This window comes from Bacillus haynesii (assembly GCF_014042035.1).
Taxonomy (GTDB): Bacteria; Bacillota; Bacilli; order Bacillales; family Bacillaceae; genus Bacillus; species Bacillus haynesii.
On record NZ_CP059494.1, the window covers coordinates 792,486 to 813,194 of the forward strand.

General features: G+C 46.1%; 24 protein-coding genes. 14 read left to right on the forward strand and 10 right to left on the reverse strand.

Annotated elements, in window-relative coordinates; all coding sequences use genetic code 11:
* Nucleotides 1–52 precede the first annotated feature (52 nt).
* Together H2R00_RS04050 and H2R00_RS04055 are read right to left on the reverse strand one after the other, a co-directional pair.
* Nucleotides 53–925: a TIGR03943 family putative permease subunit gene (locus H2R00_RS04050; protein WP_182070499.1), complete on the reverse strand. Its 873-nt coding sequence runs from the start codon at nucleotides 923–925 to the stop codon at nucleotides 53–55.
* A gap of 16 nt (nucleotides 926–941) precedes the next feature.
* Nucleotides 942–1,949, reverse strand: coding sequence for a permease (locus H2R00_RS04055; RefSeq protein WP_182070500.1), 1,008 nt, complete (start codon nucleotides 1,947–1,949; stop codon nucleotides 942–944).
* 208 nt (nucleotides 1,950–2,157) lie between these two features.
* Between H2R00_RS04055 and deoD the strand changes: the two genes are divergently transcribed.
* Entirely contained in the window at nucleotides 2,158–2,856 is a 699-nt protein-coding gene (deoD, locus tag H2R00_RS04060; protein ID WP_154997945.1) for a purine-nucleoside phosphorylase, read from the forward strand.
* A gap of 33 nt (nucleotides 2,857–2,889) precedes the next feature.
* A complete protein-coding gene (locus tag H2R00_RS04065) occupies nucleotides 2,890–3,711 on the forward strand; it encodes a M15 family metallopeptidase (protein WP_154997943.1) in 822 nt (273 codons plus the stop codon).
* A 35-nt stretch (nucleotides 3,712–3,746) separates the two neighbouring features.
* On the opposite strand, the gene H2R00_RS04070 is transcribed toward H2R00_RS04065, so the two are convergent.
* Entirely contained in the window at nucleotides 3,747–4,001 is a 255-nt protein-coding gene (locus H2R00_RS04070; RefSeq protein WP_020451839.1) for a hypothetical protein, read from the reverse strand.
* A gap of 94 nt (nucleotides 4,002–4,095) precedes the next feature.
* Complete coding sequence (locus H2R00_RS04075) at nucleotides 4,096–4,806, reverse strand: class I SAM-dependent methyltransferase (RefSeq protein ID WP_182070501.1); 711 nt, start codon at nucleotides 4,804–4,806, stop codon at nucleotides 4,096–4,098.
* Nucleotides 4,807–4,966: 160 nt separating this feature from the next.
* On the opposite strand from H2R00_RS04075, the gene H2R00_RS04080 reads away from it, so the two are divergent.
* Nucleotides 4,967–6,364, forward strand: coding sequence for a S41 family peptidase (locus H2R00_RS04080; protein ID WP_182070502.1), 1,398 nt, complete (start codon nucleotides 4,967–4,969; stop codon nucleotides 6,362–6,364).
* 44 nt (nucleotides 6,365–6,408) lie between these two features.
* Here the strand turns inward: H2R00_RS04080 and H2R00_RS04085 are convergent, their stop codons facing one another.
* Nucleotides 6,409–7,890: a sodium:solute symporter family protein gene (locus H2R00_RS04085; protein WP_182070503.1), complete on the reverse strand. Its 1,482-nt coding sequence runs from the start codon at nucleotides 7,888–7,890 to the stop codon at nucleotides 6,409–6,411.
* Nucleotides 7,890–8,093 (reverse strand): DUF3311 domain-containing protein, encoded by a 204-nt coding sequence (locus H2R00_RS04090; protein ID WP_003182729.1) that lies wholly within the window; start codon nucleotides 8,091–8,093, stop codon nucleotides 7,890–7,892. Before H2R00_RS04090 ends, H2R00_RS04085 begins: the two co-directional genes overlap by 1 nt.
* A gap of 362 nt (nucleotides 8,094–8,455) precedes the next feature.
* On the opposite strand from H2R00_RS04090, the gene H2R00_RS04095 reads away from it, so the two are divergent.
* Nucleotides 8,456–9,061, forward strand: coding sequence for an alpha/beta hydrolase (locus H2R00_RS04095; RefSeq protein WP_182070504.1), 606 nt, complete (start codon nucleotides 8,456–8,458; stop codon nucleotides 9,059–9,061).
* 46 nt (nucleotides 9,062–9,107) lie between these two features.
* On the opposite strand, the gene H2R00_RS04100 is transcribed toward H2R00_RS04095, so the two are convergent.
* On the reverse strand, nucleotides 9,108–9,728 hold the full coding sequence (locus tag H2R00_RS04100; protein WP_182070505.1) for a nitroreductase family protein: 621 nt from the start codon (nucleotides 9,726–9,728) through the stop codon (nucleotides 9,108–9,110).
* 134 nt (nucleotides 9,729–9,862) lie between these two features.
* Between H2R00_RS04100 and yodB the strand changes: the two genes are divergently transcribed.
* The 3 genes from yodB to H2R00_RS04115 all read left to right on the forward strand — a co-directional run bounded on the left by yodB (nucleotide 9,863) and on the right by H2R00_RS04115 (nucleotide 11,279).
* Nucleotides 9,863–10,183, forward strand: a complete 321-nt coding sequence (gene yodB, locus H2R00_RS04105) for a transcriptional regulator YodB (RefSeq protein ID WP_043928089.1) — start codon at nucleotides 9,863–9,865, stop codon at nucleotides 10,181–10,183.
* Nucleotides 10,184–10,188: 5 nt separating this feature from the next.
* The gene (locus H2R00_RS04110) at nucleotides 10,189–10,935 is read left to right on the forward strand and encodes an SDR family oxidoreductase (RefSeq protein WP_154996589.1); all 747 of its coding nucleotides are present in this window, start codon (nucleotides 10,189–10,191) and stop codon (nucleotides 10,933–10,935) included.
* Nucleotides 10,936–11,000: 65 nt separating this feature from the next.
* Nucleotides 11,001–11,279 carry a hypothetical protein gene (locus H2R00_RS04115; protein ID WP_154996591.1) on the forward strand — a complete coding sequence of 93 codons (279 nt, stop codon included), beginning with the start codon at nucleotides 11,001–11,003 and terminating at the stop codon, nucleotides 11,277–11,279.
* A 111-nt stretch (nucleotides 11,280–11,390) separates the two neighbouring features.
* On the opposite strand, the gene exlX is transcribed toward H2R00_RS04115, so the two are convergent.
* On the reverse strand, nucleotides 11,391–12,089 hold the full coding sequence (gene exlX, locus H2R00_RS04120) for an expansin ExlX (RefSeq protein ID WP_176274664.1): 699 nt from the start codon (nucleotides 12,087–12,089) through the stop codon (nucleotides 11,391–11,393).
* A 217-nt stretch (nucleotides 12,090–12,306) separates the two neighbouring features.
* The gene (locus H2R00_RS04125) at nucleotides 12,307–12,759 is read right to left on the reverse strand and encodes a spore gernimation protein GerT (RefSeq protein WP_182070506.1); all 453 of its coding nucleotides are present in this window, start codon (nucleotides 12,757–12,759) and stop codon (nucleotides 12,307–12,309) included.
* 82 nt (nucleotides 12,760–12,841) lie between these two features.
* Between H2R00_RS04125 and rarD the strand changes: the two genes are divergently transcribed.
* From rarD to bshB2, 4 genes are all read left to right on the forward strand, one after another.
* Complete coding sequence (gene rarD, locus H2R00_RS04130) at nucleotides 12,842–13,774, forward strand: EamA family transporter RarD (RefSeq protein WP_182070507.1); 933 nt, start codon at nucleotides 12,842–12,844, stop codon at nucleotides 13,772–13,774.
* 74 nt (nucleotides 13,775–13,848) lie between these two features.
* The gene (locus tag H2R00_RS04135; RefSeq protein WP_154996597.1) at nucleotides 13,849–14,124 is read left to right on the forward strand and encodes a protein YoyC; all 276 of its coding nucleotides are present in this window, start codon (nucleotides 13,849–13,851) and stop codon (nucleotides 14,122–14,124) included.
* A 1-nt stretch (nucleotide 14,125) separates the two neighbouring features.
* On the forward strand, nucleotides 14,126–14,476 hold the full coding sequence (locus H2R00_RS04140) for a YojF family protein (protein WP_043928095.1): 351 nt from the start codon (nucleotides 14,126–14,128) through the stop codon (nucleotides 14,474–14,476).
* Nucleotides 14,477–14,493: 17 nt separating this feature from the next.
* Nucleotides 14,494–15,159, forward strand: coding sequence for a bacillithiol biosynthesis deacetylase BshB2 (gene bshB2, locus H2R00_RS04145; RefSeq protein WP_154996599.1), 666 nt, complete (start codon nucleotides 14,494–14,496; stop codon nucleotides 15,157–15,159).
* 42 nt (nucleotides 15,160–15,201) lie between these two features.
* On the opposite strand, the gene H2R00_RS04150 is transcribed toward bshB2, so the two are convergent.
* Entirely contained in the window at nucleotides 15,202–16,560 is a 1,359-nt protein-coding gene (locus tag H2R00_RS04150) for an MATE family efflux transporter (protein ID WP_182070508.1), read from the reverse strand.
* A gap of 1,135 nt (nucleotides 16,561–17,695) precedes the next feature.
* Here H2R00_RS04150 and H2R00_RS04155 point away from each other — a divergent pair.
* The 3 genes from H2R00_RS04155 to H2R00_RS04165 all read left to right on the forward strand — a co-directional run bounded on the left by H2R00_RS04155 (nucleotide 17,696) and on the right by H2R00_RS04165 (nucleotide 20,700).
* Entirely contained in the window at nucleotides 17,696–19,012 is a 1,317-nt protein-coding gene (locus H2R00_RS04155) for a C40 family peptidase (RefSeq protein ID WP_182070509.1), read from the forward strand.
* Nucleotides 19,013–19,154: 142 nt separating this feature from the next.
* On the forward strand, nucleotides 19,155–19,715 hold the full coding sequence (locus tag H2R00_RS04160; RefSeq protein ID WP_411810443.1) for a superoxide dismutase family protein: 561 nt from the start codon (nucleotides 19,155–19,157) through the stop codon (nucleotides 19,713–19,715).
* A gap of 94 nt (nucleotides 19,716–19,809) precedes the next feature.
* Nucleotides 19,810–20,700: an ATP-binding protein gene (locus H2R00_RS04165; protein WP_154996608.1), complete on the forward strand. Its 891-nt coding sequence runs from the start codon at nucleotides 19,810–19,812 to the stop codon at nucleotides 20,698–20,700.
* Nucleotides 20,701–20,709: the final 9 nt, after the last annotated feature.

Below are 20,709 nucleotides of genomic sequence, written 5' to 3' on the forward strand. Positions count from 1 at the left end.
TAAAAAATAGGATGACTAAACGCCCCGCTATTTATCCAGGAGAAAGTCGTCTTTATTCTGTCATATTGATTGCAGCCGGGTAGACATACGGCTGCTCAGGTTCGCTGATCTCCTTCCATCGCTTCGCGCGGATGATCGGGATGACAGCGCCGTTATAAGATGCTTTGCCGAGCGTTCCTTCCAATTCAATCCATGTATCAGGCTGCAATTGCTCAGCGCCGTTCCATTCGGCAAGAAACCCGATCAGGCTGGCGTCTGCGATGCAGTGCGTGATCATAAATCGGGACAGCACGAGCTGGTGTGTGCTCAGCCCGGCTTCCTTATGGACGAAGCCTTTGACCGTGATCTCTTTTCCAATGTAATGATCAAGACTGCTTGTCACTTCATCATAGTAGTCTGCAAACATATCGTCATTCATGACAATCCGCTTTTCATGCTTAAATTGATCCATCTTCCGATCATAAGCCGACTTCGGCATCGCTGAATCGGCAAGCCCTTGCTGAATCTCCGGTGTCATGACATGTTCCTTTTCGCCTTCAGTTTGAGGGGCGATCTCCGTTTTGGTGAGCATAGTCCCTTTGTTGGCAGCGACAGACGAATTCAGTACAGCCGGGGAAAGGGTGAATCCGGTGATGAGGGGAAGAGCGATGACGGCATAATGCATCAGCCTGATAAAAAAAGGCTTTGACTCGCCATGATCATGTCCGCAGCCGCAATCTCCAGTGTGGTCATCCTTCACCGTCCAGATCCTTGTCAGCTGAATGATAAACAGAAACGCGAACACACCTGCGGCGATGAGGCTTGTGTAATCGTATTTCGGATTGATCAGCTTATCAATTTCCCCTGTGTAATGGAGCTTGAAAATAAAGACGGAAAAGGCAGCCAACACAAGTGCGCGCAAAAATTGCCGAAGCTGAAAAACCATTGGTAAAACCTCCTTTCTACAGCAAACTGACAACTTTGATACAAACATAGACAACAACGGTGATCAGGACAGACAAACAAATGACGAACTTTGGCTTAAACGCATGCAGCATCATGACCGTATTTTTTAAATCGAGCATCGGCCCGTAAACGAGAAAAGCAAGGATGGATGAGGAAGGAAACAAATTGGTGAAGGAAGCGCCGATAAATGCATCCGCTTCAGAGCACAGCGATAAAAAGTAAGCCAGCCCCATCATGACCAATGCCGAGTCAAGCATGCCCCCTCCGAACAGAAACAGCGATTTTAACGGGAGATAGGTTTGCACAAGTGCAGCAACTAAAGCGCCGATAATCAGAAACCTCCCCATATCAAAGAATTCGTCAACAGCATGTTTCAACATATCAAATAGCTTTTCCGAAAAAGGGGATCGTCTGCCGGAATGGGTGCAGTGTGCAGCTGTCTGCCGGCTTTCCGTTTTCAGCTGGCTTGAGCGGAACATCATGCTAATCGCAAAAGCGATGACGACCGCTGCGGCAAAACCGACAGCAACCCTTAAAACGGCCATTCGCAAGTCATTGCCAAATGCCATATAAGTGGATAAGATGACAATCGGATTGATCAGCGGTCCTGTCAACAGAAAGCCGACGCCGGCATAGATGGGAACGCCTTTTGACACGAGCCTTCTCACGATCGGGACAATCCCGCATTCGCAAGCCGGAAAACAAGCGCCGAGCAAACAGCTGACAATCACTCCTGAAAACCTGTTTTTCGGAAAAAGGGAGCGAATGTGCTCTTCAGTCACAAAGATCTGGATGAAACCGGCGATTAATACCCCGATTAACACAAAGGGAAGGGCTTCGATTAAAATGCTGATGAAAATCGTATTCAGCTGCTGAACGGAAGCCGGAATCTGGAAGGGGAGGCCTGCGGCGAGCGATCCGCCGGCTGACACAAGGCATACTAAAACACCGATGACAACAAGCCCGGTAAAGTCGATTAAATAACTGTTAAGTGAACGAAACATCGCTTTTCCTCCATCCTGAAATAGCTAATCGTAATGATTCTTTTTTAAAGGTATGCCTGTCCTTTTTTAAACATGACAAGAAAAGAATGATGCCGAAGCGGAGCAGGGCTTTGTTTTCTTTTTCCGCGATGTTGGTTTATAATACATATGCGAGTGGATGCTGCAATCATCATCACAAATCAGCTTTAAAAAGGCAGGAGGAATATTCATGAGCGTACATATTGGCGCAGAAAAAGGACAAATTGCAGAAACGGTGCTGCTTCCAGGAGACCCGCTGCGTGCAAAATATATCGCTGATACATATTTGGAAAACGTTGAATGTTATAACGAAGTACGGGGAATGTACGGCTTTACGGGCACTTATAAAGGAAAGCGTGTTTCCGTACAGGGGACGGGCATGGGTGTGCCGTCTATTTCAATTTATGTCAATGAACTGATCAGAAGCTATGATGTGAAAAACCTGATCCGCGTCGGATCATGCGGTGCGATCAGAAAAGACGTCAATGTAAGAGATGTCATTCTTGCGATGACTTCATCAACCGATTCGCAAATCAACAGAGTGGCATTCGGTTCGATCGACTTTGCGCCTTGCGCAGACTTTGGCCTGTTAAAAGCTGCTTATGACGCTGCAAGTGAGCGGAACATCCCGGTTACGGCAGGGAATGTGTTTACAGCGGATCAATTCTATAATGACGACAGCCAAATTGAGAAGCTTGCCAAACACGGAGTGCTTGCGGTCGAGATGGAAACAACGGCGCTTTATACATTAGCTGCGAAATTCGGCCGAAAAGCCCTCTCGATTTTAACGGTCAGCGATCACGTCATTACCGGCGAGGAAACAACAGCAGAAGAGAGGCAGACGACCTTTAATGATATGATTCTGCTGGCTCTGGATGCCGCTTTGTAAAAGCATACATGCACTGAAAAAGGATGGATTCGAATGAACGGAAAGTACAAATACGTGACGATTGCTTCATTGCTGAGTGCAGCGGTCCTGCTTGGCACAGGATGTACCATGACCGAACAGAAGCAAAATGACACGGCTAAAACACAGAACACTGCAAACGCAAGCAAGGATGCAAAAGACCAAAAGGCCGACAGCAATCTGGAAGATCAGGAATTCATACTCGAAAGCAAGTACTTTAATCAAATAAAAGATGTAGACGGGCTGCCGACGATTCAAAATCCGGAAAATATAATGGCGCTTGTAAATAAAGAATACGCGCTTCCCGGCAACTATGCACCGAGCGATCTGACAGTGCCTGATGTCGCGTTTTCTTTTACCGAGGATATCGACAAGCGTTATATCAGAAAAGAAGCTGCCAAAGCGCTTGAAGAGATGTTCAGCGCCGCTAAGAAAGAAGGCTATGAACTCGTTGCGGTGTCCGGCTACAGATCCTATGACAGACAAAAAGCGATCTATAACAACGAAGTCAGCCAAAAGGGAGAAGAAAAGGCGAAAGAAGCTGTGGCATATCCGGGCCAAAGCGAGCATCAGACAGGACTTGCGATGGATATTTCCAGCAAAAGCAACGGCTTCGCCTTATCAGAGGAGTTCGGCAATACGAAAGACGGACAATGGGTCGAGAAGAACGCTTACAAATACGGCTATATCATCCGTTATCCGAAAAATAAAGAAGACATCACGAAATATAAGTATGAACCTTGGCACCTGCGCTATGTAGGAAAAAAAGCGGCTAAAGTCATCCAAGAACACGACTTGACGCTTGAAGAGTATTTTAAACAAGTGAAAAAGATATAAAAGGGAAAGGGCCGATATCAATCGGCCTTTTCATGTTACCAAAAAAACAAGCCTGCAAGAGCCACACCGGCAATTAGACCGAGACCAAGTCCGTATACAGGGCCCCAACCCCACCCGCCTCCGTAATATCCGTAGGCGAATCCGCGGCCTCCCCGTCTGATCATCGGGGCGATATAAACTTTGCTTGGTGAAACACGGACGATTCTTCCGACATGGACGCGGCCTCCTTTGTCGGTGATTCTCGCAACTCTGCCAACATTTTGGTGGCAAAACCTATAATATCGGTCCACTTGAATGCTCCTTCCATCATCTTATATATTCCTAATCAGCTTATGACGAATTTAATAGAAAAGGTTGGACGAAAGAAGGAGGACAAAAGATGGTTTATAGATGTGATATAAAAATAATATGATCAAGAGAATCCCGGTATTTTTCCAGGTAATACAGGTGTTTTTCCATCGTTTCATAGTCTTTGTCGGAAATCGCAGGCGACAGTTCCATTTCAACGGCGTCATCAGGGTCTGCTGCATCTGCCAATACGACAGGGATGATGTCAATCTTTGAAAATCCTTCTTCTCGAAGGACATTGACCCACTCATCCTCAGCATATAAAGCGGTGAATCCATAAAAGTCCGTGATTTCCTTTTTTGCTTCGTCTGCCAGAGCGTTTCCTTCCTTAAGGCAGACTTCGATCGCGATCAGCATCCCTTCGGGTTTTAAAATCCGCCGGATTTCCTGTAAAGCTGACCGGATATCTGTGAAGCTCAGCACAGATTCAGTTAATACACAGGCAAAGCTTTCAGACTGAAACGGCATTTCCTCGAGGGGAGAGTGGACAACCGGAATGGAAAGCTGTTCTTTTTTAAAACGCTGTTGGGCTTTATCGATCATGACCGGGTCGGCATCAAGGGCAGTGACAGAAAACAGAAGCTGCCCCAAATAAGCGGCGGTCTGGCCGGTTCCGCAGCCTGCATCAAGAATCGGCTGCTCAGGGTCGATGCCGGCTTTGGCGAGCACTGCCTTTGACAGGGACATCCCGCCGGGATGAGCGGATGAGACGCCGAAACTGGCGAGCATGTCTAAATAATCGCTCAAATTGAGATCCCTCCTTTTTTGTATGCATATGCAAAAGCGGAATAATGGTTGAAAAACGATCGAATGCCAGCAGCCCGGAAAAATCGGTATTTAAGTGATTCGAGTTGACGAATAAAGATTCGTCCATGATAATATGGTAAGAAGAAAAGGTGGTGTTCGTTTGAAACAGCAGTTAAAACTCTTTTTGGCTGTATTGATTACGGCCGTCGCCGCCTCCGCACTGACGCTTTATCTGGTGGGCAAAGGCAGCGGCGGTTCAGTATATTCCGCTTCAGATTCCGAGAAATTCGAAAAGCTGATGGCGGCGTACGACAAAATCAAGAGCGACTATTATCAAAATGCAGACGATGAAAAGCTGACTGACGGGGCGATTAAAGGTATGCTTGGAGCTTTGGATGATCCATATTCAACATACATGGATAAGAAAGAAGCTAAAAGCTTTGAAGAAAGCATTACCTCTTCTTTTGAAGGAATCGGCGCCCAAGTAGAAGAAAAAAATGGACAAATTCTAATCGTCGCGCCTATTAAAGGATCTCCCGCAGAAAAAGCCGGCTTAAAGCCGCATGATGAAATTCAGAAAGTGGACGGCAAAAGCGTAAAAGGCAAGAACGTCAACGAAGCGACAGCAATGATCCGCGGCAAAAAAGGCACGAATGTCAAGCTTGTTCTCAACAGGGAAGGCGTCGGCCAAATCGATGTTACGATTAAGCGCGATACGATTCCGATTGAAACGGTTTATTCCAAAATGATCGACGGCAACATCGGTGAAATCCAAATTACGTCTTTCTCTGAAAATACCGCAAAGGAACTGACGAAAGCCATTGATGACTTGTCTGAAAAAGGTGCGGAACGATTCGTGCTAGATCTCAGAGGAAACCCCGGCGGCCTGATGGACCAAGCGATTATGATGAGCAACCTGTTTGTCGATAAAGGCAAAACCATTATGCAGGTTGAATCCAAAAACGGGAAAAAAGAAGTGTATAAAGCCGAGAAGGAACGAAAAGTGACCAAGCCGACCGTCGTTCTTGTCAACGGAGGAACGGCAAGCGCGGCTGAGATCATGGCCGCAGCACTTCACCAGTCCTCAGGCATCCCGATCGTCGGTGAAAATACGTTTGGAAAAGGAACGGTTCAAAATGCGGAGAGCTTCTCCGACGGATCGACCGTCAAGCTGACGATTGCCAAGTGGCTGACGCCAAATGGGGACTGGATTCACGAAAAAGGAATCAAACCTCAATATAAAGCGGAGCTCCCAAGCTATGCCAAACTGCCGTACCTGGATTCCAAAAAAGAGTATAAGGCAGGCAGCACCGGAGACGAAGTGAAAGCCGCCCAGCAAATGCTCCAAGCGCTCGGTTATAAGCTGGATGCGACGGGGGCATTCGACGCACAGACGGAGGCTGCCGTTAAGGCTTTTCAAAAAGACCAAAAGCTGGAAACGACAGGCGTCCTAACGGGCGAGACAACAATCAGCATGACAAGCAAGCTGCAGGAAAAGCTTTCCGACAATGATACGCAGTTGGATAAAGCGATTGAGATCTTAAAAAAAGAGAAATAAAAGAAACCCTTGCGCTCACTCGGAGCGTAAGGGTTTTTTGGTGATCAGGCGCTTTTTTGCACATTTTTCTTAGCATGAAACAAATAGTTGATCACAGAATTGCGCTTTACATTTTTTACAAAAAACGGATTCAACACGACAACAGTCAAAAGGTTGGCGGCAAGCCCCCAGAATCCTTCGTAAATGCCGAAAGTGGCTCCTGTCAAATAAACGGTAAATGTAACGGCAAGGCCGATGAGGAGACCGATGACCGTCGCTTCTTTCGTCTGGTTTTTCCAGAACAGGCTGATGACGATGGCAGGGAATATCTGCACCATGCCTGATACGCCGAGAAGCTGAAGCGTTACAAGCGCTGCCGGGAACAGCATTCCGAATAAAAGGGCCAGACCGATGACGACAAATACCATCGAGCGCGTGATGATCGTCAGTTTTTGTCCCGAAACGCGGGGGTTGATCAAATCGCGGTATAAATTGTTGGCGAACAAGTTCGACGCCCCGATCGCCATGATCGAACACGGGATCAGACTTGCGAGGGCGATCGTTGAATAGGCGAATCCTTGCGTGACGCCGCCGTAGGAACTTTGAATTAAATGCAGCAATGCAAATCTCGGATTAATGTCATCGGGAAGAACGAGAAATGCGATAAACCCTAAGAAAATGACTAAAATTAATACGATATTGTACAGCGGCAGAAACATGCTGTTCTTTCTGAGCGCATCCGCGCTGTTCGCCGTAAAAACGCCTGTCGCCGCATGGGCCCACATGAACAGGGCAAACGCGGAAACAATCGATGCCGTGATGAACCAGGCGATCCCGCGCGGTCCGTCAGAAGGGATCGTCAGCATATGCGGCGCTTCATTTGCCAGCTTGTCAATCATCGGCGCCCAGCCGTTAAAATGGATGAGCGGCAACGAAACGACCATAAACAGCATCATCACCCAAACTAAAATGTCTTTAATAATGGCGGTATATGTAGGACCTTTGATGCCGCTGAAAAACGTATAAAGCGCGACAAGGATGAACGAAATGATCACGACGACATTGACATTAATAAACCCTGTACCTGCGACTTGAAGCGTATCCTGGATTCCGCTGAGCTGCAGGCAGATATACGGGATCAGCATCAAGACACCGACAATGGCAACAAGCGAAGACAGCAGCTTGCTGCTGAAGCGTTCCCTTGCGTAATCGGCCAGCGTCGTCAGCTGATGTACTTTCGCCACCTTCCAAATTTTCGGCAGAAAAAAGTACGCGATAAAATAGGCCAAAACTGAATATGGAATCGCGAAAAAAGCGACGCTCCCGCTTGTAAAAGCGGTGCTTGTCAACCCTAAAAACGTGTAGGCTGTATATAAGTCGGCACCGACGAGAAACCAGACGAGCAGCCCGCCGAACCGCCTTCCGCCGACGGACCATTCTTCAACCGATTTCCGCGACTGTTTATTGCTGCCGGCGATAAATCCGATACAAACCACGGCCAAAATGATGCCGGCGGTAATGAGGAGCGCTGTTAAATTTCCCTGCATCACTCATAACCTCCGTTTCTTTTCTCAAATCTGTAAATCGCAAATGTAATCAGCGGTGTCAGCACAATCCACAGCACCAGCCAAAAATGAAAAAATGGAAGTCCGAAAACGATCGGATCGATCCGGTTTACAAACGGCAGCAAGGCAAGCTGTCCGATAAAAGGGATGATGAACAGAACCCATTTAAAAAGCTGTTGATTCACCTTTTTTCCTCCTTAGCCATTTTAATGTTCATAATCATAGCAGTTGTCAGATTTAATCACAAGATAATTATTAGAAAAAAGTGATTTTTTAAATTATTTAAACAATGGTTCTGCCTTGCATATTCGAAAACATAACTTTACAATAATTAATATCTTGAATTCAAGATAAAACGGAAGGGGGGTCACCATGTTTGCAGGAGACCCTAAAGTAAATGTATGGGTAAGAGATGGGCGGACCGGGCTTTTTGATTGGTGATCCGCTGGAAAGTCTCGGCGCGGAATTGAAGCTTCCAGAATGGCTTGACAGCATCGCGTGCAAATTGAAGGCATTTCTTCTAAAATGGGAAAAGGAGTGAATGAAAATGAATCATATATATGAAAAAGGGAACTCTGATCTCACCCTGTTGTTATTGCATGGAACAGGGGGAAACGAACACGATCTTCTGCTGATCGGCAGGATGATTGATCCCGATGCAAATTTGCTCGGGGTCAGGGGGAATGTGCTGGAAAACGGAATGCCCCGTTTTTTCAAACGGCTGAGAGAAGGGGTGTTTGACGAGAAAGATTTGATCGAACGGACAGATGAATTAAAAACGTTTCTAGATGAAGCTGCAAAAGAACTTCACTTTGACAGGAACCGGGTGGTCGCAATCGGCTATTCAAACGGCGCCAATATCGCGGGAAGTCTCCTGTTCCGACATGAACATGTACTGAAAGGGGCGATTTTGCATCATCCGATGGTTCCGTTTAGAAATCGCAAGCTCCCTGATATGACAGATTTGCCTGTGTTTATCGGGGCCGGCAAAACAGATCCGCTCTGTCCACCGGAGGAATCAAGCGAGCTTGCCGGCTATTTCACAAACGCCGGCGCCCAAGTGCTCCTTCACTGGGAAGGCGGCGGCCATCAGCTGACACACAGCGAGATCGAACAGGCGAAAATCTGGTATGAAAAGCATATAAAAGCATAAAAATAAACCTTAGTCCTTTTTTTGGGACTAAGGTTTTTTAACATGTTTACAACCATGTAGATACGTCAGACACATCAAAACGATTGCTTTTGTGCGCAGGTTTGACCGGTTTTCCGATCGAAATCAGCATGACCGGTACATAGCGTTCATCGATGTTGAATTCTTTCACGAACGCTTGCTTGTCAAAGCCGCCCATCGCGCATGTGTCATAGCCCATTGCTTTAGCTGCAATCATCAGCTGCATGGCAGCGAGCGATGCGTTTGTAAAAGCGGCATCTCTTGCAAACCCGCTGTTTTGATAAGCGCCGTTGATTTGTCCGAGCAGCGTGTTTTTGATGTCTTCGGTCATGTAACCTGCTTCTGTCAGAGGGCCGTATACGGCTTCACCGTTCAGGTTCGCTTGTAAGTCCCCGAGCACGGCTACGACCGCAGAGGCCTGACTGACTTGTTTTTGGTTGAATGCGATCGGAAGGAGCTTATCTTTTGATTCCTGGCTGTGAAAGACTGTAAAATGCCAGTGCTGCAGATTCCAGGCTGACGGAGCCTTTGTGGTGATGCTCAGCAGCTTTGTCAGCTCTTCTTTGGAAATGGAAACGCTTGTGTCATATTCTTTAATCGATGTACGCTCTTCCAGAATGTTAAGAGTAGTGTTTTCTTGTGAAGACATGTGACTTCCTCCTTTGGGCTAAACGTGTTATGATAGAGTCAGATAAAAAGTTAGAAACTTACTTTTTGTAACTTTATTGAGTATTTTAATGGTACACATTATATTTGTCAACTGGATATGGAGGGGTGAGAGAATTGGGGTTTACAATGTGTCCTAGAATGGAAGCCGCCTTTTCTTTACTCGGCAAACGATGGAATGGACTGATCATCCATGTATTATTGGATGGACCTAAACGATTTAAAGACTTGACTGAAATGATACCGATGATCAGCCAAAAAATGCTGGCTGAACGTTTAAAAGAGCTCGAACACTGCAAAATAGTCGAGCGTCAAGTGCTCCCGGAAACGCCGGTAAAAGTAATCTATCAATTGACAGACAAGGGGACGGCGCTAGAGCCTGTCCTCAAGGAGATACAAACCTGGGCCGAACATCATTGTGATCCGGAAGGGAGCTGACCGGATTGAACAGTAAAGAAACAGTCGTCATTACAGGCGGGGCCAAAGGCATCGGAAGAGACCTTGTGGCCGCCTATGCTCAAAAAGGTTTTATCGTTGTATTCGCCGACGTACTAAAGGAAGAGGGTGAACAGCTTGAAAAAGAGCTGACCGCTTCCGGAGCGCAGGTTCAGTTTGCAGCTTGTGATGTAGGTTCTGAAGAAGATGTGAAACGGCTGATGCAGGAAGCTTCCCGAAACGGCCGCTCAATATCGGCACTCATTAATAATGCGGGCAGATCAGTTTGGAAGTCCCCTTATGACTTGACCGCGGAAGAATGGGACAACGTCCTGAATACCAATTTGAAAGGCGCGTTTCTTTGCGCAAGAGAAGCGGCCCAAAAAATGAAAGAGGCGAAAACAGGCGGGGCCATCGTCAATATCGCTTCGACAAGGGCGTTTATGTCCGAGCCGGACTCAGAAGCTTATGCCGCGTCAAAAGGGGGCTTAATTGCTTTGACTCACGCATTGGCCGCGTCTTTAAGCAAAGATTCCATCGTGGTCAACAGCATTTCTCCGGGATGGATCGAAACCGGTGATTATACTGCCCTGCGGCCTATTGACCACGGGCAGCATTTGTCAAACAGGGTCGGGCGCCCTCAGGATATCGTCAAAGCATGCTTTTACTTGACCGATCCTGACAATCGCTTCGTCACCGGTACAAACATAACGGTGGACGGCGGAATGACAAAAAAAATGATTTATGAAGAATAGCCCAAACGTTTCCCGACTTTATGAATACCTTTACTATAGGCAGACATAAAGGAGGATAAAAGCCAATGAACCCTCATATGCTTTATTCGAGATCAGGTCCTGCCGGATACCCGGCCAGATTCCCGTTATTCTGGGGTTTTGGAGCGCCGCTTGTCGGCGGATTGCTGGGCGGATTTCTCGGAAGCGCGATTTTTAACTACCCAAGACCTTACGCTTACCCGCCGCCATACCCGGGACCTTACGGCGGTGCGCCTTATTACGGCTACGGAGCAGCTCCTGGGGCCGTTCCGTACGGGGGTGTTCCGGGCGCAGCTCCATACAGAGGGGCAGGACTGGGCTACTGATCAATAAGCCAATTGTTGCTGGCGTCTAAATGCCGGATGTCAATATGAAGCGGCGGCCAAAGCTTGCGAATCTTTTCGCCTTTGGCCGCCGTCTCATTCTTTCCGGATCGATCAGTCAGGGAACTGTACTTTTCCCGGTACGGTATATGCGCTTGATGTCCCGTTTTCCGGGAGTTTTTTTATCGTGTCTTTTACGACTTTTCCTCGGATATCTGTAATTCTGACTTTAAGCGGACTTGTCCCGAGATTGGTGCTGACGAAATGGTTGTAATCCGTTTTCTCCATGTTGATCCACTTTCCGTCTTTGTAATATTCCATTTTCATGACGGGATATTTGTGATTTCTGACTTGGATCGCCGCCCACCACTGGCTGCTGCCTTCTTTGATCCGGTAAGTGAAATTGCCGGTAATCGGCGCTTTGACTACACGCCATTTAATATCGATTTTGCCGTCTTTCATATCGCCGATCTCGCGAAAAGCGTTCGGAGAAAGGTCAAGGGCTCCCGGCGCTCCTTCAGGATACAGATCGGTAACATAGACAGTCGTTTTTCCTTTCGGCCCTTCAACTCGCAGATAGGCGCCGGCAAGAGCCGCTTTCACACCGCGGTAATTCATATCTGTCGGATTTAAAGCGGTGATCTTCATATTGGACGGAATCGGATCCAAAAGCAATGCACCGCCGGAGTAACCTGACCCAGTATAAGTGGCGTAGCCCGTATGCAGTGAGTTGTATGCAGCAGAAGCTTGAGGTGAAAAACAAAGGATCGTCAAAAACATTGCTGTGATCAATAGGCTGATTTTCTTTTTCATATACATCCTCCTGTTTTATAAATTGAGAACCATTATCATTATAAGGACAAACTGATAACAGCCGAAAGAGGAAATAGTTACAGAGACTTTTTAAGGAATAATGACTAACACTGTCAAAATTTAAAGGCGCAGGCAAATGAGATGATCATCCATGAGGACTAGTGTTAAGATGGTACAGGAAGAAAAAAAACAGCCTGCTTTTCCAAGCTGGCCGTTTTCAAAACGTGATGTCGATTTCAGACAGGTTAAAGTCCTCATTTTTTAAGAACATCACTTCCAAAATGCCGTCTTTAAATATTGCTTTCGTACCCTTTCTGCGCACTAGAGAGGGGAGAACGACTTTTTCCTGCCGCCCTTTTTCAGGGTAGTTTTCTATGATCAGGGTTTGTGAAGTATGTTTAATTTTCAGAAGGTTAAGCTGTTCTTTGGTGAGCGGTATTTTAACAAATACATGGCTTGTCGTTTCAAAAATATCAATCGGATCAAATTCATCTGCCGCCGGTGTTTCTTTTGAGAGAGGGTCACGAAAAGGAAATTGAACTGCATACCCCGGTCCGAAAACGCTTTTCATCATGTGGTGAATATATTGCTCCACATCTTTCGGGTCAGCGTTTTTTAATCCGTCCTTGGAAAACTGCTGAAATGGAAAAAAGCGTTGCCAATCAAACACGATCACACTTCCTTTCACATAGACGGTACAGTATATGCAAAAAAGTGCGGAAAGTGATGAAGAAGAAAGGAAAGAAACAGTCATGAATCATTCATCTCAAACGAAAGGAATCATTTACACGGCGCTTTCTTATTTGCTGTGGGGGCTCCTTCCTTTATATTGGAAAGTGCTCGATCAGACGGCAGCGCTCGATATACTGGCGCACCGGATTATTTGGTCATTTGTTTTCATGTGCGGCGTGCTTCTCGTTTTGCGGCAGTGGAAAAACGGAGTCAAAGCATTTCGCTCGCTTTCGGGAAACCGAAAGGAATTTGTTCCGCTCATTTTGTCGTCCGTTCTAATTTCGATCAATTGGTATGTCTACATATGGGCCGTCAGCAACGGCTATATTCTTGAAGCAAGCCTGGGCTACTACATCAATCCGCTCGTATCGATCGTGCTCGGAATTGTCTTTTTAAAGGAAAAACTAACGCGGATGCAGGGAGCGGCAGTTCTTCTCGCTGCCCTCGGCGTGCTTATTTCCGCTTTTCAGTACGGTTCCGTGCCGTACATCGCCCTGATGCTCGCATTCAGCTTCGGGCTCTACGGACTGGCGAAAAAGCGCACATCGCTCTCAAGCGCCATAGGACTTACTTTGGAAACGATGATGATCGCTCCGGTTGCAGCGATTTACCTGCTGTTCTTCAGCCATCCGGAAAAGGCTCAGGCCGCTTCAGGGAGCATCGACATGATGGTGCTGCTGTTTTTAGCGGGAGTGTTAACCGCGATTCCGCTGCTTTTATTTGCGGAAGGTGCGAAAAAACTTCCGCTTTATCAAGTCGGCATTTTGCAATATATCGCTCCGACCATTACATTATGCTTAGGCGTTTTCGTCTACCATGAACCGTTCAACAGCAGCAAGGGCTTTACGTTTGCCTGCATATGGGCGGCGCTGATATTGTTTACACTTTCGCAGTTTAAATGGAAGAAACCGGAGAAGGTATTTTTAAAAAGAAAAAATTCCTTTCATCCGTAAGCCCTTTTTCTTTTCAAGAAACACCGATTATGTATAATTAAACATTATTGAAGCAATTCGGAGGTTGTTCCGTCATGGCAGACGAACTAGAGCTTTTCCGGGCGTATAAAACCCTTTGGAAAAACCGGACGATGGACAGGGAAGGAAGTGAGGCGCTTCATCAGGCGATTGATGATGAGTTGAACGACCTCGGCACCCATCCAAGGCTCAGAAAGACTAAGCACGAAAAATACTATCAGTCAATCCGGCGCATTGTGAATTCACAATTGCAATCAGATATGAAGCTCAAGCTGATTGAATGTCATACGGAACGATTGGAGTTATTAACAAACGAAGAAAGCAGGGAGTAACATGAAAGCAATAAAAAAAGAAGATGTGCAGGCTTCTTTGGAAACATTTTTAAATCAGCCTGTTTACATTCATTTGGAGACGACAACCGGATCATATTCCGCGCATAAAGATGAGCAGAACATGACCGTGGTGGCGTATATCAGAAACGCGAAGGTGACCTGCTCCCGGGCTAAAATCACGGGTGAGGGACCATTTCGCGCCGGTTTGAAAACCGAAGATGGCTGGATCTACGCGGAAGGCCTGACGGATTATACGGTTGATGATGAAGGAAGGTTGCTTCTTGCCGGCTATTTGCCGGGCGGCAAACTCGCCATTTCGCTTCAAATCAGCAAAAAGCCATTTGCAGTCTAAAAAGAAGGTGTTATAAGATGAAAAAACATTTACTCGTGATCCTGCCGCACCCTGATGATGAATCTTTCGGAGTTGCCGGCTTGATTGCCTTAAACCGAAAAGAAGACATACCTGTAACATACGCGTGCCTCACGTTGGGCGAGATGGGAAGAAATATGGGAGACCCGCTTTTTGCCAACAGGGAAACCCTGCCGCTGCTCAGAAAGCAAGAGCTGATCGACGCCTGCAAGGAAATGGATGTACAGGATTTGCGCATGCTCGGATACCGCGACAAAACGCTCGAATTCGAGGATGAAGAAAAACTGGCCGATCAAATAGAGGCTGTCATCGATGATGTAAACCCGAGCCTTATTGTGACGTTCTACCCCGGACACGGTGTTCATCCAGACCACGATGCATGCGGTGCCGCGGTCATCAGTGCATTATCTCGGAAAAAGAAAGAAGACCGGCCGCGCGTCTTATGCATGGCAATCACTCACCATAGGGAAGAGATTCTTGGCAAGCCTGACGTCGTTCTTGATATCAAAGAAGTCGCAGATATTAAATTGAACGCGTTAAAAGCGCATAAATCCCAAACAGGCGGCCTTTTGAAAGAAATAGAGAAAAAACTTGCCAATGGCGAGCCGGTTGTTGAGACATGGTTTGAAAAAGAAACGTTTTGGACCTATCAATGGAATGATTAAAATGATCAAAAAAGGTGTCGGGAATATGAGCCCGGCACCTTTTTACATGCTTTGAGTGTGAATATAGCGGCTTTGAATGCGTTTGAGCCTGAAGAACAGCCCGACTGCACCGGCTGCGAGCCCCGTGATGAGCCCGATCCAGTATCCGAAAGCTCCGAATGAAGTATACGTTCCAATCACAAAACCGACCGGAAGTCCGATAATCCAATACGATACGAGAGCTGTGACAAGCGTGTAGTTGACATCCTTATATCCTCTGAGCGCTCCTTGAATCGGCGCGGCGATGGCATCTGACAGCTGAAAAAACAACGCATACAGCAGGAAATCCTTGGTCAGAAGCAGTACATCCCGGTCAGCCGCGTACAAACCGGCGATTTGCTCTCTGAACAGTAAAATGATGAGTGCCGTGAATAATGAAAAACCGACCGCTATTGAAATCCCGAGATAGCTGTAGGCTCTCGAGTCTTTAAACCGTTTGGCCCCGGCTTCAAAGCCGACGACAATCGTCAGCGTCATCGATACGCTCAATGGAAGCATGTAAAGAAGCGAAGCGAAATTCATTGCCGCCTGATGGGAAGCGATCGTGACCGTGTCAAAGTGGCTCATCAGCAAAGTGACAGCTGCGAATATACTCGTCTCAAAGAAGATGGCAAAACCGATCGGAATGCCGATCTTCAGCAGTTTCATACTTTCAGCAAAAGAAAATGAATAGAATGTTCCAAAAATCCTAAACTGGTGAAACGGCGTCTTCTTATGGACGATGTATAAAGAGATTAGACAAATGCACCAATATGTGATGGCGGAAGCCATACCGGCTCCTGCTCCTCCAAGCTTTGGAAACCCGAAGTTCCCGAAAATAAACAAATAATTCAAGACAAAATTTATGGGCAAAGAACAAAGCGTAATCAGCATCGTCACCCGCGTTTTTCCGAGTGAATCAATAAAGCAGCGCATTACATTGTAAACAAACAGCGGCAATATGCCGAGCCCGATGCAGATTAAATATTGCTTTGCGATGACCGCTACCTTCTGTTCAAGATCGAGGTTCTTCAGCACAGGATCAATCAGAAAATACCCGGAAACGATGACGGCAATGCCGATGATCCCGGCCACATAGATCGATTGAATAACAGTATAAGGGACATCCTTTTGCCGTTTAGCCCCCATCAGCTGGGCGACCATCGGTGTTACAGCCGTCAAAATGCCGGCAAGCCCTGTATAAACGGGGGTCCACAAACTCGAGCCGATTGCGACGCCGGCGAGGTCTGCGGCACTGACTTTGCCTGACATCACCGTGTCGAGAACCGTAATGAGCGACAGTCCCGCTTGCGTAATCAAAATCGGAATTAAAATCGTTAAAAACTGTCTTGTTTTCTCCCGCAAATCCTTTGTTTCCCTCATATCAGTTCCCCGTTTCTTTTGGATAACGAGAGAAATTATAACACGTTATGTATAAAATGCAATAAATGTCTGTTCAATCTTTTTTCGTCTGTTTTGTTTTTTTAAACATTTGCACATAAATAAAGGAAAGAGAAAGGATCCCTAAACACGTACATAAATATTGACATATTTTTTGAATAGCCAAGAAGATTCACCTCCATCTCTTAAAATGCGCCATAAAAGGAGGAAACATGCATGAAAGCGGCGGTAATAAATCACAAGCTTTTTTATGTGTTTTCTAATAGTCTATTAAGACTATTAATATACAAAAATGAATGAGTATTAAGTTTTACGTTTCTATTTATCGTTATACTAAGATAGGAAATAAGAATCTATTGATGAAATAGTAAAACGTCGTTCGATCTAAAAAAAAGATACTCCCAATTCCGGATGTTGGCAAAAAAAATGTATGATATAGTCAATTTATGGTTTCGTGGAGGAATTTGTGCTGAAATGTAGAAATGTATAAGTCATCCTGATCTTTGCTTTTCGATTAGGCAATAGATGAGGATTGATCGGCGATTTCCGGAAAACTAAAGAATATCAATACGCAGTTTTTACACCCTCAACTTGAACGCTGGCTTGCCCATCTGTTGACCGTTTGATCCGAGAGAAAGGGAAATCGGCTGTAAAACGGCACGGAAATCCGCATGTTACGGCGTCTATACAGGCTGTTTCGGCACATGCAGCATATCCAGTCAACTCCTTCTCGCTGTTTTTCACCATGAACCTCTGATTTTAGAGCAACTGATCATCGTATTTCCAAAAAAATTGAAACGCAAACCTTACGAAAAAAAGCATCCGGCATCTAGAGCACGTGAAAAAAAGTATTGATTTTTGTCAATATGTCTATCAGTCTGTATTTTTAACGGGGGATTTGTAAAAAAACAAAAAAACTATTAAAAAAATATAGAATAGGCCGATACAAATCATGAATTGCATTTTTTGCTTAAGAATATAAAAGGGGGCTTTCAGCCAAAGACCATACATATGGTGATCAGATCACCTGCCTGGTCGGCTGGATAAAGTCTTAAGCAATGGCAAATGTAATGGCATACATAGAGAGAACGAAAATGAAACGGGAGGTTAAGAGGTTATGAAGAAGAAGATAGCAGTAGGTTTGGCGGCCTCTGCAGTAGTTGGAACTTCATTGGCGGCGTCACCGGTAGAAGCCCAAACCATCAAGGTGAAAAGCGGAGACTCACTGTGGAAGCTTTCAACTGAGTACAATACCAGTGTTTCGGCACTTCAATCAGCCAACAATCTTTCATCTACGATTATTTATGTCGGACAAACTTTAAAAGTTCCGGACGGCAAGTCAAAAAGCAGCAGCTCACAGGCAAAATCCGCAAGTTCCAGCTCAAGCTCAAGCACTGCCAAATCAACTTACACGGTAAAATTGGGAGATTCCTTGTGGCTGATTGCCAAAGACCACAAAACAACCGTAAAAGAGATCAAAAACTTAAACGGGCTGAGCAGCGATATGATTTATCCGGGACAAAAACTGGTCATTAAAGGAAGCGCGAAAAGCACCGGTTCCAGCTCTGGCTCAAGTTCAAGTTCCAGTTCGAAATCATCAAGCTCAAGCTCGCAAAATGCAAGCAGTTCAAGCAGCACATACAAAGTCAAATTGGGCGATTCTTTATGGAAAATTGCCAATAATTTGAATATGACAGTTGCCGAACTCAAAACGCTGAACAACTTGAAGTCTGACACGATCTACCCGAACCAGGTTCTTAAAGTGAAAGGAACGGTTTCCAGCGGAAGCAAACCATCTTCTGGTTCGTCTTCAAGTTCTTCATCAAGTAAAACGAACACAAGCAGCAGTTCAAAAACGACCACTTACACGGTTAAACCGGGCGATTCTCTGTGGAAAATCGCGAATTCGATGAAGGTGACGGTACAGAGCATCAGAGAGGCTAATCAATTAAAAACAGATGTTTTGCAAGTCGGCCAGAAGCTTAAAATCTCCGGTGCATCGACTTCAGGATCATCTAGCAGCCCATCCTCCAGCTCGCCGAACTCTTCAGTTTCAACCGGCACTTCGACAAGCGCAAAAGTCGAGCGGATGATTGCGGAAGCAGAAAAGCATATCGGCGTGCCTTACAGATGGGGAGGCAACAATCCTTCCGGTTTTGACTGCAGCGGATACATCTATTATGTATTAAACAAAGTCACATCAGTCTCAAGATTGAGCGCAGCAGGGTACTGGAACATCATGTCGCCAGTCAGCCAGCCTTCAAGAGGTGATTTTGTTTTCTTCTCAACATATAAAGCAGGCCCTTCACACGTTGGTATTTATTTAGGAAACAACAAGTTTATCAATGCCAACGATTCCGGCGTCACCGTCAGCGACATGAACAATTCCTACTGGAAACAGCGCTATCTCGGCGCAAAACGATATTCATTTTAAAAAAGCCATTTTAAATGGCTTTTTTTTGCGTGATTTCAGGATGGGAAGGACAGGTTTAATGCCCCTCTTCGTTGTCTAAACTGAAAAGAAAAGTGAAGGGGGAAGCCATTTGAGAACATTACATTACATATTGCTCACATGTATGGCTGTTTGTTTGACAGCTGCATGCACACAGCAGAAAGAAATCGAGCAGAAAAATGCCGAACAGGAACATAAAGAAACCTTTGAAGCGATAACACAGCCAATAAAGGTACCGCTGATCAAACGCGACGGTACGGAGACCGGTTTTATAGAAGTGTCTGAATCTGCTGCAGAAGGCCTTGATATCAGAGTCAGCGCCCATGATCTGCCGCCTGGCATGCTTGCTTTTCATATTCATGAAACCGGCGTGTGCAAAAAACCTGATTTTGAGAGTGCGGGTGCTCATTTCAATCCTGATCAGAAGGAGCACGGCTTTCACAATCCGAAAGGGCCGCATGCCGGTGATTTGCCGAATATTGAAGTCGGAGCCGATGGCAAAGTCGACGTCATCGTAAATGCGCCGGCAGTTACCCTCGATCAGAAAAGCAAGTTCAGTCTGCTGGATCATGACGGAAGTGCTTTTATCATTCACGAGCATCAGGATGACGATTTGACAAATCCATCCGGAAACTCCGGAGCCCGGATGGTTTGCGGAGCGCTGACGAACAGTGGAAAAAAGTGAATCGGCGCCTGGAAGCCGTTTATATTGAGGGCAGTGCATCTTTTCTAGTATACTTAAATACAGAAGACGCTTTTAGAAAGGAATTTTACAACACATGAAATATGATCTGCACGAACTAGAGCTGCCTGAAAAGATAAAAGAGCGGCTGATTCAGTCTGCCGCTAAACCTGCTGACGCGGAATACCATTCATTGATTGGAAAGCCCGGCTATGAAGCGGAAGACAGCGCCATTCTCTATGACGCGATGATCGCGCTGTCACTCGGAAAAAACGTTTTGTTAAAAGGCCCGACAGGCTCAGGAAAAACAAAACTTGCCGAAACGCTCTCCGCTTATTTTCAAAAACCTATGCACAGTGTCAACTGTTCTGTGGACCTTGATGCAGAGGCGCTTGTCGGTTACAAAACGATTGAAAACACCGACGGGAACGCCTCTATTGAATTTATTGAAGGTCCCGTAACAAAAGCAATGAACAACGGCCATTTTCTATATATTGACGAAATCAACATGGCGAAACCGGAAACGCTGCCGATCTTAAACGGGGTGCTGGATTACCGGAAAATGATGACCAATCCGTTTACAGGGGAAGTCATCAAAGCGAAAGAGGGATTCGGCGTGATTGCGGCGATAAACGAAGGCTATGTCGGAACGGTTCCATTGAACGAAGCGCTGAAAAACCGGTTTGTCATTATCGACGTGCCATACATTAAAGGTGACCTGCTGAAACGGGTGCTTGAAACACAATCCGAACTGAAAGATCAGAAGCTGCTGGACCGGTTTGTCACCCTGTCATCGGACTTAATGACGCAAGCGCATAACGGTCAGGTATCTGAAGAGGCCGCTTCCATCAGAGCGCTTCTCGATACTTGCGACCTGTCGACGTATATTCCGCCGCTGCGAGCGATCGAACGAGGCATCGTTGAAAAGCTTGATGATGAACGCGAAAAAGCGGCGGTCCGAAATATTGCCCAAACTTTGTTCGAATGAGGGTTTTTT

Bases quoted from the DNA above. Each gene is read 5' to 3' on its own strand.
- deoD (WP_154997945.1), top strand. From the start codon at position 2,158: ATGAGCGTACATATTGGCGCAGAAAAAGGACAAATTGCAGAAACGGTG.
- H2R00_RS04135 (WP_154996597.1), top strand. From the start codon at position 13,849: ATGGCAGACGAACTAGAGCTTTTCCGGGCGTATAAAACCCTTTGGAAA.
- H2R00_RS04100 (WP_182070505.1), bottom strand. From the start codon at position 9,728: ATGTCTTCACAAGAAAACACTACTCTTAACATTCTGGAAGAGCGTACA.
- rarD (WP_182070507.1), top strand. From the start codon at position 12,842: ATGAATCATTCATCTCAAACGAAAGGAATCATTTACACGGCGCTTTCT.
- H2R00_RS04050 (WP_182070499.1), bottom strand. From the start codon at position 925: ATGGTTTTTCAGCTTCGGCAATTTTTGCGCGCACTTGTGTTGGCTGCC.
- H2R00_RS04165 (WP_154996608.1), top strand. From the start codon at position 19,810: ATGAAATATGATCTGCACGAACTAGAGCTGCCTGAAAAGATAAAAGAG.
- H2R00_RS04150 (WP_182070508.1), bottom strand. From the start codon at position 16,560: ATGAGGGAAACAAAGGATTTGCGGGAGAAAACAAGACAGTTTTTAACG.
- H2R00_RS04115 (WP_154996591.1), top strand. From the start codon at position 11,001: ATGAACCCTCATATGCTTTATTCGAGATCAGGTCCTGCCGGATACCCG.
- exlX (WP_176274664.1), bottom strand. From the start codon at position 12,089: ATGAAAAAGAAAATCAGCCTATTGATCACAGCAATGTTTTTGACGATC.
- H2R00_RS04155 (WP_182070509.1), top strand. From the start codon at position 17,696: ATGAAGAAGAAGATAGCAGTAGGTTTGGCGGCCTCTGCAGTAGTTGGA.
- bshB2 (WP_154996599.1), top strand. From the start codon at position 14,494: ATGAAAAAACATTTACTCGTGATCCTGCCGCACCCTGATGATGAATCT.
- H2R00_RS04085 (WP_182070503.1), bottom strand. From the start codon at position 7,890: ATGCAGGGAAATTTAACAGCGCTCCTCATTACCGCCGGCATCATTTTG.
- H2R00_RS04160 (WP_411810443.1), top strand. From the start codon at position 19,155: ATGGCTGTTTGTTTGACAGCTGCATGCACACAGCAGAAAGAAATCGAG.
- H2R00_RS04095 (WP_182070504.1), top strand. From the start codon at position 8,456: ATGAATCATATATATGAAAAAGGGAACTCTGATCTCACCCTGTTGTTA.
- H2R00_RS04065 (WP_154997943.1), top strand. From the start codon at position 2,890: ATGAACGGAAAGTACAAATACGTGACGATTGCTTCATTGCTGAGTGCA.
- H2R00_RS04140 (WP_043928095.1), top strand. From the start codon at position 14,126: ATGAAAGCAATAAAAAAAGAAGATGTGCAGGCTTCTTTGGAAACATTT.
- H2R00_RS04055 (WP_182070500.1), bottom strand. From the start codon at position 1,949: ATGTTTCGTTCACTTAACAGTTATTTAATCGACTTTACCGGGCTTGTT.